Raw genomic sequence first — 15,889 nt, 5'->3', positions numbered from 1 at the left:
GTGAGAGTAGGACGTCGCCAAGCAAAAACCTAAGTCGATTCGACTTAGGTTTTTTTGTGTTTATTTTTATTTGCCAAATGTCATAATCCATAGATTTAATAATCCTAAAGAAGAAAAAAGAATGAAAACGAGGCTATTCAAAATAATAGCAATGATTTTTTGTTTTCCGGATTCTCCGAGTGCTCCTAAAATCATCCCTATGATAGGAAATGTTATTTCTACTACAAGTATGTATTTTAAATAATGAGAGTAAAAAAAGTGGGATGATATAAATAAGTATTCAATTATAACAGCAATGATTGCGATGCAAAGAAATAAATATGAAAAGAATGTAGTTATTTTTTTCATTATTGTTCTCCTTATAAATAAAATGAATATAAACGATATGCTTTATATGAAAACATGCGGAATTAGTATACAAACCGTTATGTGTACGATAGATCTCTAGAAATATATATTCTAATTACTTATCCTTCTTGCATATAGTTACAATTATTCTTTTGAATATAACTAAAACACGAACGTTACGAGTTGCTAATAAAAAAACATTCGATTATTTGTTGACATTGTTTATGAAATATTGTTAATATAGCCATAGAAACAATAATATATAAGACCTCATATAATCGCGGGGATATGGCCTGCAAGTCTCTACCTAACGACCGTTATTCGTTAGACTATGAGGGAAAGTCACTCGGTATTTTTCTATTCACAAGGGATACTTATGCCTGAGTAGAGCACTTTCTCTCATAGTAAAAGAGAAACTGTTCTATTTCAGGCTTTTTTTATTTGAATCGGGGGGATTCTAATATGAAATCACTAGTTGGAGTCATAATGGGAAGCACGTCAGACTGGGAAACAATGAAATATGCTTGTGACATTTTAGATGAATTAAATATACCGTATGAGAAAAAAGTTGTATCCGCTCATCGGACTCCAGATTATATGTTTGAATATGCAGAGACGGCTCGTGAACGTGGATTGAAAGTTATTATTGCTGGAGCTGGTGGAGCAGCGCATTTACCAGGAATGGTTGCAGCGAAGACGAATCTTCCTGTAATCGGAGTTCCAGTTCAATCAAAAGCGTTAAACGGCTTAGATTCATTATTATCCATCGTCCAAATGCCAGGAGGGGTTCCAGTTGCAACTGTTGCAATTGGTAAGGCTGGTTCAACAAATGCTGGTTTACTTGCTGCACAAATACTTGGATCATTCCATGATGACATACATGATGCATTAGAATTGAGAAGAGAAGCAATTGAAAAAGATGTGCGCGAAGGTAGTGAGCTAGTATGACGAGAATCATTTTACCTGGAAAAACAATCGGTATTATTGGAGGCGGCCAGCTAGGAAGAATGATGGCATTGGCAGCTAAAGAGATGGGATATAAAATTGCTGTTTTAGATCCTACAAAAAACTCACCATGTGCACAAGTTGCTGATATTGAAATTGTTGCACCGTATGACGATTTAAAAGCAATTCAGTATTTAGCAGAGATTAGTGATGTTGTCACATATGAATTTGAGAATATTGATTATAGATGTTTACAATGGCTTGAAAAACATGCTTACTTACCGCAAGGCAGTCAGTTGTTAAGTAAAACACAAAATCGTTTTACTGAAAAGAATGCAATTGAAAAAGCGGGGTTACCAGTAGCAACGTATAGATTGGTTCAAACGCAAGAGCAGCTTACTGAAGCAATCGCTGAGCTATCATATCCTTCCGTCTTAAAAACAACGACAGGTGGATATGATGGGAAAGGGCAAGTTGTTTTAAGAAGTGAGGCTGACGTTGATAAAGCGCAAAAGCTTGCGAATGCAGCAGAGTGTATTTTAGAGAAATGGGTGCCTTTTGAAAAAGAAGTATCAGTTATTGTAATTCGTAGTGTAAGTGGTGAAACGAAAGTATTTCCGGTAGCGGAAAATATCCATGTAAATAACATTTTGCATGAATCCATCGTTCCGGCTCGCATTACAGAAGAACTTTCTCAAAAAGCAATTGCTTATGCAAAAGTGCTTGCGGATGAACTGGAACTTGTGGGAACACTAGCGGTAGAGATGTTTGCTACAGCTGATGGTGAGATTTATATTAATGAATTAGCACCAAGACCTCACAATTCAGGACACTATACACAGGATGCATGTGAAACGAGTCAATTCGGTCAACATATTCGAGCAATCTGTAATTTACCTCTTGGAGAAACAAATTTGTTAAAACCAGTTGTCATGGTAAACATTTTAGGCGAACATATAGAAGGGGTCCTAAGACAAGTGAATAGATTAACCGGGTGCTATTTACATTTGTATGGAAAAGAAGAAGCAAAAGCGCAGCGGAAAATGGGGCATGTTAATATTTTAAATGATAGTATTGAAGTCGCTCTAGAAAAAGCGAAGAGTTTGCATATTTGGGACCATCAAGAACAACTGTTGGAGGGAAAAAGATGATTAGTCGTTATACACGCCCAGAAATGGGTGCCATTTGGACGGAAGAGAACAAATTTAAAGCGTGGTTAGAAGTTGAGATTTTAGCTTGTGAAGCATGGGCTGAGCTTGGCGAGATTCCAAAAGAAGATGTTAAAAAAATTCGTGAGCATGCATCATTTGATATTGATCGTATTTATGAAATTGAAAAAGAAACACGTCATGACGTAGTTGCATTCACTCGTGCTGTATCAGAAACACCAGCATTAGGCGAAGAACGTAAATGGGTTCATTACGGTTTAACATCTACAGACGTAGTAGATACAGCGTTATCTTACATCTTAAAACAAGCGAATGAAATCATATTAAAAGACTTAGAAAACTTTGTAAGCATTTTAGCTAACAAAGCAAAAGAGCATAAATACACGATCATGATGGGAAGAACACACGGTGTTCATGCAGAACCAACAACATTTGGTTTAAAACTTGGTCTTTGGTATGAAGAAATGAAACGTAACGTAGAGCGCTTCAAACAAGCTGCTGATACAGTTCGCGTTGGTAAATTATCTGGTGCGGTTGGTACATACGCAAATATCGATCCATTCGTAGAAAAATATGTTTGTGAAAACTTAGGATTAGAAGCAGCACCAATTTCAACACAAACATTGCAACGTGATCGCCATGCTCATTACATGTCAACACTTGCATTAATCGCAACATCTATCGAAAAGATGGCAGTTGAGATTCGTGGTTTACAAAAGAGTGAAACACGTGAAGTTGAAGAAGCTTTCGCAAAGGGTCAAAAAGGTTCTTCTGCAATGCCGCATAAGCGTAATCCAATTGGGTCTGAAAACATGACTGGTTTAGCTCGTGTTATCCGCGGTTATATGATGACAGCTTATGAGAATGTTCCATTATGGCATGAGCGTGATATTTCTCACTCTTCAGCAGAACGCGTAATTTTACCAGATGCTACAATCGCGTTAAATTACATGTTAAATCGCTTTGGTAATATCGTTAAAAACTTAACTGTATACCCAGAGAATATGAAACGCAATATGACAAGAACATATGGCTTAATTTATTCTCAGCGCGTAATGCTTACGTTAATCGACAAAGGTATGGTACGTGAAGAAGCTTACGATATCGTACAGCCTAAAGCGATGGAAGCTTGGGAAACACAAGTACAATTTAAAGAACTTGTAGAAGCTGATGAGCGTATTACAAGCAAATTAACACAAGAAGAAATTAATGAATGCTTCAACTATGAGCATCATATGCAACACGTTGATACAATCTTTGAACGCCTTGGATTAAACGAAGCGTAAAATTTCATATGGCACAGAATAGAGTCATTCTGTGCCATTCTTTATAAAAACATTATTCACATTTTTCAAACTACAGGGGGCTTGCGAAATGCAAAAGCTAGAATTGCTGTATGAAGGTAAGGCAAAAAGAATTTATCGTACAGAATCAGCAGATATGGTTTGGGTAGAGTACAAAGATAGTGCGACTGCTTTCAATGGGGAGAAAAAAGAGACGATTACAGGAAAAGGTCGTTTGAACAATGAGATTACAACTTTGTTGTTCAGAAAGTTACAAGAAGTAGGAATTAAAACACACTTTGTTGAGAAGCTATCTGAAACAGAACAACTTGTTAAAAAAGTGAGTATTATTCCTTTAGAAGTTGTCACAAGAAATGTAATTGCAGGAAGTCTTTCAAAAAGATTAGGAATGGAAGAGGGAACTGTACTTGCAGAACCAATCGTAGAATTTTACTTCAAAGATGATGATTTAGGAGATCCGCTTGTAACGGAAGATCATATTCGTGTATTAAACGTTGCATCGCCAGAGCAAGTAAGCGTATTACGAGATATGGCTCTACAAATCAATCAAGTGTTGATTGATCATTTCGCAAGCTGTCGTGTAAGATTAGTAGATTTCAAATTAGAGTTTGGTGTAACTGAAGAGGGAGAAATCGTTTTAGCAGATGAAATTTCACCAGATACTTGCCGTTTATGGGATGAAACGAGCAATGAAAAGTTTGATAAAGACGTATTCCGTCGTGATCTTGGAAATTTAACAGATGCTTATGAAGAGATTTTAAAACGTTTAGGGGGAATTTCACATGTATAAAGTTAAGGTATATGTAACGTTAAGAGAAAGTGTATTAGATCCACAAGGAACAGCAGTAAAAGGAGCACTTCATAGTCTTTCGTTCACAGAAGTACAAGATGTTCGAATCGGAAAGTATATGGAATTAACAATTGATAAATCAGTATCTGATCTAGATAGCAAGGTAAAAGAAATGTGTGAAAAGTTACTAGCAAACGTTGTAATGGAAGACTTCCGTTATGAAGTTGAGGAGGTTGTCGCACAGTGAAATTTGCAGTAATAGTATTTCCAGGTTCGAACTGTGATGTCGATATGTTCCATGCAATTAAAGATGAGCTTGGCGAAGAAGTAGATTACGTTTGGCACGATACAGAGAATTTAGATGAATATGATGCAATTCTATTACCAGGTGGATTCTCTTACGGTGACTACTTACGCTGCGGTGCTATTTCTCGCTTCGCGAATGCAATGAAAGCAGTGCAAAAAGCTGCTGAGCAAGGAAAGCCAATTTTAGGTGTGTGTAATGGATTCCAGATTCTTGTTGAGTCAGGGTTACTACCAGGAGCATTAATGAGAAACGAAAACTTAAAATTTATGTGTCGCACTGTTCAGTTGCGCGTTGAAAATAATGAAACGATGTTTACATCACAATATGAAAAAAATGAAGTAATCAATATTCCAATCGCACATGGTGAAGGGAATTACTATTGTGATGAAGAGACTCTTCAAAGATTAGAAGAGAATAATCAAATCGCATTCCGTTACGTAGAAAACCCGAATGGAAGCGTTTCAGATATTGCTGGTATTGTAAATGAAAAAGGAAATGTACTTGGTATGATGCCACATCCAGAGCGTGCTGTAGATGAATTACTTGGCGGTGCTGAAGGGTTAAAAGTCTTTCAATCTATCTTAAAACAGTGGAGGGAAACATATGTCGTTAATGCTTGAACCAAATCCAACACAAATTAAAGAAGAGCGCATATATGCGGAAATGGGGCTAACAGACGAAGAGTTTGCCATGGTTGAAAAGATTTTGGGCCGTCTGCCAAATTATACAGAAACAGGATTATTCTCTGTAATGTGGTCTGAACATTGTAGTTATAAAAATTCAAAACCAGTTCTCCGCAAGTTTCCAACGACAGGTGAACGCGTCTTGCAAGGACCTGGGGAAGGTGCTGGAATTGTAGATATCGGTGATAATCAAGCGGTTGTATTTAAAATGGAAAGCCATAACCATCCTTCAGCTATTGAACCATATCAAGGAGCAGCAACAGGCGTTGGTGGTATTATCCGTGACGTATTCTCTATGGGAGCACGTCCAGTAGCTCTATTAAACTCACTTCGTTTCGGCGAATTACAATCACCACGTGTGAAATATTTATTCGAAGAAGTAGTAGCAGGGATTGCTGGATACGGTAACTGTATCGGTATTCCGACTGTTGGTGGCGAAGTACAGTTTGATCCATGTTATGAAGGAAATCCACTTGTAAATGCAATGTGCGTAGGCTTAATTAACCACGAAGACATTAAAAAAGGGCAAGCGCACGGTGCTGGAAATACAGTAATGTACGTAGGAGCATCAACTGGTCGTGATGGTATTCACGGTGCAACATTCGCATCTGAAGAGTTATCTGAAAGCTCAGAAGCGAAGCGTCCAGCAGTTCAAGTAGGAGATCCATTTATGGAGAAACTTCTTATTGAAGCTTGCTTAGAACTTATTCAGTCGGATGCACTTGTTGGAATTCAAGATATGGGTGCAGCTGGTTTAACATCATCTTCTGCAGAAATGGCAAGTAAAGCAGGAATGGGTATTGAAATGTACTTAGATGATGTACCACAGCGCGAAACAGGAATGACACCATATGAAATGATGCTATCTGAATCACAAGAGCGTATGTTAATTGTTGTGAAAAAAGGTAGAGAGCAAGAAATAGTAGATTTATTTGAGAAGTATGGTCTTGCAGCCGTTACGATGGGGAAAGTAACAGAAGATAAAATGCTTCGTTTATTCCATAAAGGCGAGAAGGTGGCGGAAGTTCCAGCGGATGCTTTAGCAGAAGAAGCTCCAATTTACCATAAGCCATCAAAAGAAGCAGCATACTTTGCTGAATTCCAAGCAATGAAAATGGAAACGCCAAAAGTAGAAAATTATAAAGAAACGTTATTCGCTTTATTACAACAACCGACGATTGCAAGTAAAGAGTGGGTTTATGATCAATATGATTACCAAGTGCGCACAAGCACAGTTGTTACACCAGGTTCAGATGCAGCAGTTGTACGTGTACGCGGTACAGAAAAAGGATTAGCAATGACGACAGATTGTAACTCTCGCTACATTTATTTAGATCCAGAAGTGGGCGGTAAAATTGCAGTAGCAGAGGCAGCACGTAATATTGTATGTTCTGGAGGAGAGCCACTTGCAATTACAGATTGCTTAAACTTCGGTAATCCAGAAAAACCAGAGATCTTCTGGCAAATTGAAAAATCAGTAGACGGTATGAGTGAAGCTTGTCGCACATTACAAACGCCAGTTATCGGCGGAAACGTATCAATGTATAACGAACGTAGTGGCGAAGCTGTATATCCAACACCGACAGTTGGGATGGTCGGTCTTGTACACGATTTAAAACATGTAACAACACAAGAATTTAAGCAAGCTGGCGATTTAGTTTATATCATCGGAGAGACGAAAGCTGAGTTTGGCGGAAGTGAATTGCAAAAAATGATTCACGGCAAAATTTTCGGTCAATCACCAAGTATCGATCTAGACGTAGAATTAAAACGTCAAAAACAAGTATTAGCAGCAATTCAAGCTGGCCTTATTCAATCTGCACATGACGTTGCTGAAGGCGGATTAGCAGTTGCAGTTTCAGAAAGTGCAATTGGTGCTAAAGGTTTAGGTGCTACTGTGAAATTAGACGGTGAAGCAACAGCCGCATTATTTGCAGAATCACAATCTCGTTTCGTGATAACTGTAAAACGTGAAAATAAAGAAGCATTCGAGAAAATGGTTGAAGCAACTCAAGTTGGAGAAGTAACAAATACAAATGAAGTAACAATTCATAATGAAGAAAATGAAGTATTGCTTACAGCAAATGTAGATGAAATGAGAAAGGCTTGGAAAGGGGCAATCCCATGCTTGCTGAAATAAAGGGGTTAAATGAAGAATGTGGCGTTTTTGGAATTTGGGGGCATGAAAATGCAGCACAAGTTTCGTACTACGGATTGCACAGTTTACAGCACCGTGGACAAGAGGGCGCAGGCATTGTTGTAAATAATGGGGAAAAAATCATCGGTCACAAGGGGTTAGGTTTAATATCAGAAGTGTTTTCAAGAGGTGAGCTAGAAGGATTGAACGGAAAATCAGCAATCGGGCATGTACGATACGCGACGGCTGGTGGAAGTGAAGTTGCTAACGTTCAACCATTACTATTCCGTTTTTCTGATCATAGTATGGCATTAGCTCATAACGGGAATTTAATTAATGCAAAAATGCTTCGCCGCGAATTAGAGGCAGAGGGAAGTATTTTTCAAACAAGTTCAGATACAGAAGTGCTTTTACATCTTATTAAACGTAGTACGAAAGATTCGTTAATTGAAAGTGTAAAAGAGGCTCTAAATAAAGTGAAAGGTGCGTTTGCATACCTTTTATTAACTGGAAATGAAATGATTGTTGCATTAGATCCGAATGGATTCCGTCCTCTGTCAATTGGAAAGATGGGTGATGCTTACGTTGTAGCATCTGAAACATGTGCTTTTGATGTAGTAGGTGCGACATATATTCGTGATGTAGAACCTGGTGAACTACTTATCATTAATGATGAAGGAATTCACGTAGATCGTTTCACAAACGACGTAGAACATGCAATTTGTAGTATGGAGTACATTTACTTTGCCCGACCAGATTCTAACATTGCTGGTGTTAACGTTCATGCAGCGCGTAAAAATATGGGGAAACGTTTGGCGGCGGAAGCTCCTATTGAAGCTGATGTTGTTACTGGTGTGCCAGACTCGAGTATTTCAGCAGCAATTGGTTATGCGGAGGCAACAGGCATTCCATATGAGTTAGGATTAATTAAAAATCGTTACGTTGGCCGTACGTTTATTCAACCTTCTCAAGAACTGCGAGAGCAAGGGGTTAAGATGAAACTTTCAGCAGTAAGAGGTGTAGTTGAAGGAAAACGAGTGGTTATGATTGACGATTCTATCGTAAGAGGAACAACAAGCAAACGAATTGTTCGCATGCTTCGCGAGGCTGGAGCGACAGAAGTTCACGTAAGAATTGCTTCACCACCTCTTAAGTATCCATGCTTCTACGGCATTGATATTCAAACGAGAAAAGAATTGATTGCGGCAAATAATACAGTAGAAGAAATCCGTGAAATGATCGGTGCGGATTCACTAACATTTTTAAGTGAAGATGGATTAGTAGATGCAATTGGACGTCCATATGAAGGGAAATATGGAGGTCTATGCATGGCTTACTTTAATGGGGACTATCCGACAGCTCTTTATGATTATGAGCAAGAGCTTTTAGAAAGTATGAAATAAGAAGGAAAAGCTTCTACATGATTTGGTGTAGAAGCTGGCTTCTTTCTTAAAATAGCCCGTCCTGGATGGGGAGAAATTAAAAGACGAGGTGTAAATAACGATGGCGAATGCATATAAGCAAGCAGGAGTAGATATTGAAGCTGGATATGAAGCGGTATCTCGCATGAAAAAACACGTACAAACAACTATGAGAAAAGAAGTACTAGGCGGTTTAGGCGGTTTTGGAGGTATGTTTGATCTATCAAAATTTGCATTAGAAGAACCTGTATTAGTATCTGGAACAGATGGCGTGGGAACGAAATTAATGCTCGCTTTTATGGCAGATAAACATGACACAATTGGTATTGATGCGGTAGCAATGTGTGTAAATGATATTGTTGTCCAAGGAGCAGAACCGCTTTTCTTCCTTGATTATATTGCTTGTGGTAAAGCTGAACCTAGTAAAATTGAAAACATCGTCAAAGGTATATCAGAGGGTTGTCGCCAAGCCGGTTGTGCATTAATTGGTGGAGAAACAGCTGAAATGCCAGGTATGTATTCTACGGAAGAGTATGATTTAGCTGGTTTTACAGTTGGAATTGTTGATAAAAAGAAAATTGTAACAGGTGAAAAAATTGAAGCGGGTCACGTATTAATTGGCTTAGCATCTAGCGGTATTCATAGTAATGGTTACTCTTTAGTACGAAAAGTATTACTAGAAGATGGAGAACTATCTTTAGATCGTATTTACGGACGCTTAGAACTACCTCTTGGTGCAGAATTATTAAAACCAACGAAAATTTATGTCAAACCTATTTTAGAACTATTGAAGAAATATGAAGTATACGGAATGGCACACATTACAGGTGGCGGGTTCATTGAAAATATTCCACGTATGTTGCCAGAAGGAATCGGTGCAGAAATTGAATTAGGATCTTGGAAAATTCAACCGATCTTCAGTTTACTTCAAGAAGTTGGAAAACTAGAAGAGAAAGAAATGTTCAATATTTTTAACATGGGTATTGGTATGGTAGTAGCAGTGAAGGAAGAAGAGGCAAAAGATATCGTTCGTCTTCTTGAAGAGCAAGGAGAAATAGCTAGTATTATTGGACGTACTGTACAAGGGACTGGCGTTACCTTTAATGGGGGAGCGGCACTATGAGTAGATTAGCAGTTTTTGCTTCTGGGAGTGGCTCTAACTTTCAATCTCTTATCAATGCGGTAGAAGAAAAAGGATTAGACGCCGATATTAGTTTATTAGTATGTGATAAACCAGAAGCACGTGCTGTTGGACGGGCACATTATCATCATATTCCATGTTTCGCTTTTTCAGCGAAAGCATATGAGTCAAAAGAAGCGTTTGAAAAAGAGATATTAAAGAAGCTAGAAGAATATGAGATTGATTATGTTATTTTAGCTGGCTATATGCGTTTAATCGGGCCGACGTTACTAGAAGCATACGGTGGGAAGATTATTAATATTCATCCATCATTACTGCCGAGTTTTCCAGGAAAAGATGCTGTCGGTCAAGCGTTAGAAGCAGGTGTGAAAGTTACTGGAGTAACGATTCATTATGTAGATGCAGGTATGGATACAGGTCCAATTATTGCGCAAGAAGCAGTAGTTGTTTCTGAAGGGGATACGAGAGAAAGCTTACAAAAGAAAATTCAACAAGTTGAACATAAATTATACGTAAATACAGTGAATCAAATTGTTCAGTCTGTGAAAGAACCAACTGTTAACTAACATACAACTAGGGGTGAAGGGTCAATGAAAAAGCGTGCATTAGTAAGTGTTTCAGATAAAACAGGAGTAGTAGAATTTGTTAAAGGATTACTTGAACAAGGGATCGAAGTTATTTCAACAGGCGGTACGAAAAAATTACTAGAAGAGAACGGTTTACAAGTAATTGGTATTTCTGAAGTAACGGGTTTCCCCGAAATTATGGATGGCCGTGTAAAAACATTACACCCAAATATTCATGGTGGTCTATTAGCAGTTCGTGATAATGAAACGCATGTAGCGCAAATGAATGAATTAGGTATTCAAGCAATTGATTTTGTTGTTGTAAACTTATATCCATTTAAAGAAACAATCGCTAAGCCTGATGTAACATTTGCTGATGCAATTGAAAATATTGATATAGGTGGCCCGACAATGATTCGCTCTGCTGCGAAAAATCATAAATTTGTTTCTGTCATTGTAGATCCAGTAGATTATGATGTTGTGTTAGCAGAATTGAAAGAGAACGGCGAAGTAAAAGAAGAAACGAAACGTAAATTAGCAGCGAAAGTATTCCGTCATACAGCAGCTTATGATGCGCTAATTTCTAACTATTTAACAGAGCAAATGGGTGAAGAAAGTCCAGAAACATTAACTGTGACATTTGAGAAAAAACAAGACTTACGTTATGGCGAGAACCCGCATCAAAAGGCAACTTTCTATAAAGCACCATTCGCAGCAACTTCTTCAGTTGCATATGCAGAACAATTGCACGGAAAAGAATTATCTTACAACAATATCAATGATGCAGACGCAGCACTTAGCATCGTAAAAGAATTTACAGAACCAGCAGTAGTAGCGGTAAAACATATGAATCCATGTGGTGTTGGAGTAGGAACTGATATTCATGAAGCTTACACACGCGCTTATGAGGCAGATCCAGTATCAATCTTTGGTGGTATTATTGCAGCAAATCGTGAAATTGATAAAGCTACAGCTGAAAAGTTACATGAAATTTTCTTAGAAATTGTTATCGCTCCTTCGTTCTCACAAGAAGCTTTAGAAGTGTTGCAAAGTAAGAAGAACTTACGCTTACTAACTGTAAATATTGAAAAAGCAACAAGTGCAAGTAAAAAACTAACTTCTGTACAAGGAGGACTTCTTGTTCAAGAAGAAGATACGTTATCATTAGATGAAAGTACAATTTCAATTCCAACGAAACGTGAACCGTCAGAGCAAGAGTGGAAAGATTTAAAACTAGCTTGGAAAGTTGTAAAACATGTGAAATCAAATGCAATTGTTTTAGCAAAAGATGATATGACAATTGGGGTAGGTGCAGGGCAAATGAATCGCGTAGGTTCTGCGAAAATTGCAATCACACAAGCTAGTGAAAAAGCGCAAGGTAGCGCACTTGCATCTGATGCTTTCTTCCCAATGCCAGATACAGTAGAAGAAGCAGCAAAAGCGGGAATTACAGCAATCATCCAACCAGGTGGATCAATCCGTGATGAAGATTCTATTAAAATGGCAGATGAGTATGGGATTGCGATGGTGTTCACTGGCGTACGTCATTTCAAACACTAATAGAGGATGTTTAAAAGGTCCGGTCAAGATAATCTTCGCATGTCGTCGTTGCAATGCCAGTGCGGTACTTATGTAGGAAAGCTACACTCCGTGTCCTCCTGGCGAATGCGCCTCGACCTGCTTGATTCTCTAGATCCTCCCTTTTAAACTTTGAGAGATATGGATGTTTAAAAAGTCCGGTCAAGATAACTGTCGCATGTCGTCGTTGCAATGCCAGTGCGGTACTCATGTAGGAAAGCTACACTCCGTTTCCTCCTGGCGAATGCGCCTCGACCTGCTCGGTTCTCTAGATCCTCCTTTTTAAACTTACATTGATAGAAAAAACAAACTAGGAGCATAGCTTCTAGTTTGTACTTATTTAATTATTGGGGGATGAAATATGAATGTTTTAGTAATTGGCCGCGGTGGGCGTGAGCATGCATTAGCTTGGAAGTTTGCACAATCCGAAAAGGTAGAAAAAGTGTATGTAGCACCAGGTAATGAAGGTATGCGAGATGTTGCAACACCAGTTGATATTGATGAAAATGATTTTGATGCATTAGTCTTATTTGCTAAAGAGAATAATGTGGAATTAACTTTCGTTGGACCAGAAATTCCACTTATGAATGGAATCGTTGATCGTTTTAAAGAAGAGGGACTTCGTGTATTTGGTCCAAATAAAGCGGCTGCTGTTATTGAGGGTAGTAAAGCTTTTACAAAAGAGCTTATGAAAAAGTATGATATTCCAACTGCAGCATATGAAACTTTTACAGATTATGAAGAAGCAGTACAGTACATTCACAAGGTTGGTGCGCCAATCGTTATTAAAGCTGATGGCTTAGCTGCTGGTAAAGGTGTAACAGTAGCAATGACGCTTGAAGAGGCATTACAGGCTGTGAAAGAAATGCTGCAAGATGTAAAATTTGGTGAAGCAAGTCAGAAGGTCGTTATCGAAGAATTTTTAGATGGACAAGAATTTTCATTAATGGCATTCGTGAATGGAACAACTGTACATCCGATGGTAATTGCTCAAGATCATAAACGAGCTTTTGATGGCGATAAAGGTCCAAATACGGGTGGAATGGGTGCATATTCTCCAGTACCACAAATTCCAGAATCAGCAGTTCAAGAAGCAATTGAAACAGTATTACATCCAACTGCTAAAGCGATGATTGCAGAAAATCGTTCATTTACAGGGATTTTATATGCGGGGCTTATTTTAACAAATGATGGTCCAAAGGTAATTGAATTTAATGCGCGCTTTGGTGATCCTGAAACGGAAGTAGTCTTACCTCGTTTAGAAAATGATTTAGTTGATGTATGTAACGCTGTATTAGATGAAAGTGAACTAACGTTACAATGGTCAGAATCAGCAGTAATTGGTGTTGTACTGGCTTCTAAAGGATATCCAGAAGCGTATAAAAAAGGTGACATTATTAACGGATTAGATGCGCTGCAAGATGTGATTGTTTTCCATGCGGGTACAGCAATGAAACATGGTGACTTTGTGACAAACGGTGGTCGTGTCCTATTTGTTGCTTGTAAGGCGAATAGTTTACAAGAAGCAAAAGATACAGTATATAAAGAAATCGGTAAAATTGAGAGTGATGGCCTATTTTATCGAAGTGATATAGGATATCGTGCAATTGGGCATGAGATGACGAAAAATTAATATGTGAAAAATCCCGCTGATTTCTCAGCGGGATTTTTATGCATCTTTATCTTTTTTCAATTTACCTTTTTGCTTTGCCGTTTCTCGAAGTAAATACTCGATGTGTGCATTGACGCTACGAAACTCATCATTTGCCCATTTTTCGATGACTGCGTGTAATTCAGGATCAATCCGTAATGGAAAGCTTTTCTTTTTAGCCATAATTGCTTATAGCCCTTAGTATAGGCTTCCTGTATTAATGACTGGTTGCGCACCTTTATCTGAAACGATGGCAACTAATAAGTTGTTTACCATATTTGCTTTACGCTCGTCATCTAATTCAAGTACGCCTTCCTCATCTAACATATGGATTGAATCTTTCGCCATCTTAACAGCACCTTCAACAATCTCTTTTCTAGCAGCTAATACTGCTTTCGCTTGTTGACGTTGTAGCATTGCATGGGCAATTTCTGTTGCGTAAGCTAAGTGTGTTAAACGAGTTTCTAATACTTCTACACCAGCAATTTCAAGACGTGCTTCTAACTCACGTTTTAACTCCTCAGAGACTTCTTCAGTATTTCCGCGTAATGTAACGCTGGTTTCATCTTGGAAATTGTCATAAGGATATTTCGTTGCAACGTGGCGGATTGCCGTTTCACTTTGAATTTCTACAAATCGATCATAATGTTCAACGCCGAACATTGCTTTTGCAGAATCAACAACTTTATATACGATAACGGCTGCAATTTCAATTGGATTTCCGTCAACATCATTTACTTTTAATTTCTTACTGTTAAAGTTTTCAACACGTAAAGATACAGTTTGACGGAATGCGAATGGAATCGTTAAAAATAAACCGTTTTGACGAATTGTTCCTAAATAATTACCGAAGAACGTAATGACTTTCGCTTGGTTCGGCTGAACGATACCGATACCTGTAGCGAGAACCGCGGCTAAAATAATCGTTAATGCTGCCCCTATGAAAATTTCTTGCACAAGGAAAAATACACCGATAGCAGCTAAAATTAAAATCCCGATAATACCGAGAAAACCATTTACATAAAATACTTGTTTTTCTTTCATATGATCGCCTCCTTGATATAAAAATGATATCACTTTTATATCATTTTATGCAAGAGGGATACACCTAATTTTCTGAATTTTATTAATTGACATCTGTTATGTATATTTCAAGGACACGAAACAGAATATACGTTCTATTTTGTGTTAAAATAAAGAAGACTTAACCGCCCACTGCAGCAGCTAAGTCCCTTTGAGAGCATCTTGCATCGTGACAAATGATTCAAAGCGGTTTTGCCAGGATTATATTTTCAATCGCTGACTCAATCTCTTTGTCAGAAGCGTCATAACTTCCATTTGACTGTGGTTTGTCATGATTGGAAGTTTGACTCACTTCTTCTTTAGCATGTCCTTTTTCAGCAAAATTCATGCTAGGTATTTTAAATGCGCCCATACTCATATATTTTCCAAGCTTACATACTTCAGCAATAGGGCAGAAACGAACAATTCCCTCAGCAACTTTCATTGCACCAATCCATAGTAAAACTTTAGACCAAGTGCACCACGGTTTGCGTACGAGTTTAGCGGTACTACAACCGAAGAGGATAAGTCCGAGTGTAATTCGAATTAGAGCATTGATTGTACCGATGTTTTGCTTCATTAGAAACACACTCCTTTTTGATGAACTTCGAAATAGTAAATACTATTTCTCTTATTAGTATCCCGTGTGATTTTGCTGATATGTAATCCAACATTTGACGTTGAAAAAGATGTTGGAATGAGCGTGTGTGTAAGTAGCTTTTTTTGTTATAATGAAAGAATGCGTAAAAGGAAGTTCAAAATTAAACCCTCTCGTTTAGAAAAATAA

The 15,889-nt window shown here is 38.1% G+C and carries 16 protein-coding genes and 1 riboswitch; of the genes, 12 read left to right on the top strand and 4 right to left on the bottom strand.

All coding sequences use genetic code 11. The features are described 5' to 3' along the window. Nucleotides 1-66: 66 nt before the first annotated feature. Nucleotides 67-348: a hypothetical protein gene (locus BAQ48_RS07325; protein WP_071710564.1), complete on the bottom strand. Its 282-nt coding sequence runs from the start codon at nt 346-348 to the stop codon at nt 67-69. Between the two features lie 250 nt (nt 349-598). Beyond that, a riboswitch (purine riboswitch) is annotated at nt 599-700 on the top strand. A gap of 110 nt (nt 701-810) precedes the next feature. Between BAQ48_RS07325 and purE the strand changes: the two genes are divergently transcribed. The 12 genes from purE (at nt 811) to purD (ending at nt 14,022) form a co-directional block, all read left to right on the top strand. Next, nucleotides 811-1,296: a 5-(carboxyamino)imidazole ribonucleotide mutase gene (gene purE / locus BAQ48_RS07320; protein ID WP_000839367.1), complete on the top strand. Its 486-nt coding sequence runs from the start codon at nt 811-813 to the stop codon at nt 1,294-1,296. Next, nucleotides 1,293-2,444, top strand: coding sequence for a 5-(carboxyamino)imidazole ribonucleotide synthase (purK, locus tag BAQ48_RS07315; protein ID WP_071710563.1), 1,152 nt, complete (start codon nt 1,293-1,295; stop codon nt 2,442-2,444). Before purE ends, purK begins: the two co-directional genes overlap by 4 nt. Beyond that, the gene (gene purB / locus BAQ48_RS07310) at nt 2,441-3,748 is read left to right on the top strand and encodes an adenylosuccinate lyase (protein ID WP_071710562.1); all 1,308 of its coding nucleotides are present in this window, start codon (nt 2,441-2,443) and stop codon (nt 3,746-3,748) included. The genes purK and purB overlap by 4 nt, the downstream gene beginning before the upstream one ends. 88 nt (nt 3,749-3,836) lie before the next feature. Further along, complete coding sequence (purC, locus tag BAQ48_RS07305; RefSeq protein WP_071710561.1) at nt 3,837-4,556, top strand: phosphoribosylaminoimidazolesuccinocarboxamide synthase; 720 nt, start codon at nt 3,837-3,839, stop codon at nt 4,554-4,556. Continuing rightward, nucleotides 4,549-4,803, top strand: a complete 255-nt coding sequence (gene purS, locus BAQ48_RS07300; protein ID WP_000278823.1) for a phosphoribosylformylglycinamidine synthase subunit PurS — start codon at nt 4,549-4,551, stop codon at nt 4,801-4,803. Before purC ends, purS begins: the two co-directional genes overlap by 8 nt. Further along, nucleotides 4,800-5,483, top strand: coding sequence for a phosphoribosylformylglycinamidine synthase subunit PurQ (gene purQ / locus BAQ48_RS07295; RefSeq protein ID WP_071710560.1), 684 nt, complete (start codon nt 4,800-4,802; stop codon nt 5,481-5,483). Before purS ends, purQ begins: the two co-directional genes overlap by 4 nt. Beyond that, on the top strand, nt 5,467-7,686 hold the full coding sequence (gene purL / locus BAQ48_RS07290; protein ID WP_071710559.1) for a phosphoribosylformylglycinamidine synthase II: 2,220 nt from the start codon (nt 5,467-5,469) through the stop codon (nt 7,684-7,686). The genes purQ and purL overlap by 17 nt, the downstream gene beginning before the upstream one ends. Next, nucleotides 7,671-9,086, top strand: a complete 1,416-nt coding sequence (gene purF / locus BAQ48_RS07285; RefSeq protein WP_042981527.1) for an amidophosphoribosyltransferase — start codon at nt 7,671-7,673, stop codon at nt 9,084-9,086. Before purL ends, purF begins: the two co-directional genes overlap by 16 nt. Before the next feature lie 100 nt (nt 9,087-9,186). Continuing rightward, nucleotides 9,187-10,227, top strand: coding sequence for a phosphoribosylformylglycinamidine cyclo-ligase (gene purM / locus BAQ48_RS07280; protein WP_071710558.1), 1,041 nt, complete (start codon nt 9,187-9,189; stop codon nt 10,225-10,227). Next, nucleotides 10,224-10,811 carry a phosphoribosylglycinamide formyltransferase gene (gene purN, locus BAQ48_RS07275; protein ID WP_071710557.1) on the top strand — a complete coding sequence of 196 codons (588 nt, stop codon included), beginning with the start codon at nt 10,224-10,226 and terminating at the stop codon, nt 10,809-10,811. Before purM ends, purN begins: the two co-directional genes overlap by 4 nt. A 24-nt stretch (nt 10,812-10,835) precedes the next feature. After that, on the top strand, nt 10,836-12,371 hold the full coding sequence (gene purH, locus BAQ48_RS07270) for a bifunctional phosphoribosylaminoimidazolecarboxamide formyltransferase/IMP cyclohydrolase (protein WP_071710556.1): 1,536 nt from the start codon (nt 10,836-10,838) through the stop codon (nt 12,369-12,371). 379 nt (nt 12,372-12,750) lie between these two features. Beyond that, nucleotides 12,751-14,022 carry a phosphoribosylamine--glycine ligase gene (gene purD, locus BAQ48_RS07265; RefSeq protein ID WP_071710555.1) on the top strand — a complete coding sequence of 424 codons (1,272 nt, stop codon included), beginning with the start codon at nt 12,751-12,753 and terminating at the stop codon, nt 14,020-14,022. 36 nt (nt 14,023-14,058) lie between these two features. On the opposite strand, the gene BAQ48_RS07260 is transcribed toward purD, so the two are convergent. The 3 genes from BAQ48_RS07260 to BAQ48_RS07250 all read right to left on the bottom strand — a co-directional run bounded on the left by BAQ48_RS07260 (nt 14,059) and on the right by BAQ48_RS07250 (nt 15,682). After that, a complete protein-coding gene (locus BAQ48_RS07260) occupies nt 14,059-14,223 on the bottom strand; it encodes a type II toxin-antitoxin system antitoxin (protein ID WP_071710554.1) in 165 nt (54 codons plus the stop codon). Between the two features lie 15 nt (nt 14,224-14,238). Continuing rightward, entirely contained in the window at nt 14,239-15,084 is an 846-nt protein-coding gene (locus BAQ48_RS07255) for an SPFH domain-containing protein (RefSeq protein ID WP_000660686.1), read from the bottom strand. Nucleotides 15,085-15,304: 220 nt separating this feature from the next. Further along, nucleotides 15,305-15,682 (bottom strand): YgaP family membrane protein, encoded by a 378-nt coding sequence (locus BAQ48_RS07250; RefSeq protein ID WP_071710553.1) that lies wholly within the window; start codon nt 15,680-15,682, stop codon nt 15,305-15,307. Between the last annotated feature and the right edge of the window lie 207 nt (nt 15,683-15,889).

The organism is Bacillus luti, assembly GCF_001884105.1.
Classification (GTDB): domain Bacteria; phylum Bacillota; class Bacilli; order Bacillales; family Bacillaceae_G; genus Bacillus_A; species Bacillus_A luti.
This window is presented reverse-complemented; position numbering and strand designations above follow the sequence as displayed.

Coding starts and splice junctions, on each gene's coding strand:
- purS (WP_000278823.1), top strand. CDS start 4,549: ATGTATAAAGTTAAGGTATATGTAACGTTAAGAGAAAGTGTATTAGAT.
- purN (WP_071710557.1), top strand. CDS start 10,224: ATGAGTAGATTAGCAGTTTTTGCTTCTGGGAGTGGCTCTAACTTTCAA.
- BAQ48_RS07255 (WP_000660686.1), bottom strand. CDS start 15,084: ATGAAAGAAAAACAAGTATTTTATGTAAATGGTTTTCTCGGTATTATC.
- BAQ48_RS07260 (WP_071710554.1), bottom strand. CDS start 14,223: ATGGCTAAAAAGAAAAGCTTTCCATTACGGATTGATCCTGAATTACAC.
- purM (WP_071710558.1), top strand. CDS start 9,187: ATGGCGAATGCATATAAGCAAGCAGGAGTAGATATTGAAGCTGGATAT.
- purC (WP_071710561.1), top strand. CDS start 3,837: ATGCAAAAGCTAGAATTGCTGTATGAAGGTAAGGCAAAAAGAATTTAT.
- purL (WP_071710559.1), top strand. CDS start 5,467: ATGTCGTTAATGCTTGAACCAAATCCAACACAAATTAAAGAAGAGCGC.
- purF (WP_042981527.1), top strand. CDS start 7,671: ATGCTTGCTGAAATAAAGGGGTTAAATGAAGAATGTGGCGTTTTTGGA.
- purK (WP_071710563.1), top strand. CDS start 1,293: ATGACGAGAATCATTTTACCTGGAAAAACAATCGGTATTATTGGAGGC.
- purB (WP_071710562.1), top strand. CDS start 2,441: ATGATTAGTCGTTATACACGCCCAGAAATGGGTGCCATTTGGACGGAA.
- purH (WP_071710556.1), top strand. CDS start 10,836: ATGAAAAAGCGTGCATTAGTAAGTGTTTCAGATAAAACAGGAGTAGTA.
- purD (WP_071710555.1), top strand. CDS start 12,751: ATGAATGTTTTAGTAATTGGCCGCGGTGGGCGTGAGCATGCATTAGCT.
- BAQ48_RS07325 (WP_071710564.1), bottom strand. CDS start 348: ATGAAAAAAATAACTACATTCTTTTCATATTTATTTCTTTGCATCGCA.
- BAQ48_RS07250 (WP_071710553.1), bottom strand. CDS start 15,682: ATGAAGCAAAACATCGGTACAATCAATGCTCTAATTCGAATTACACTC.
- purE (WP_000839367.1), top strand. CDS start 811: ATGAAATCACTAGTTGGAGTCATAATGGGAAGCACGTCAGACTGGGAA.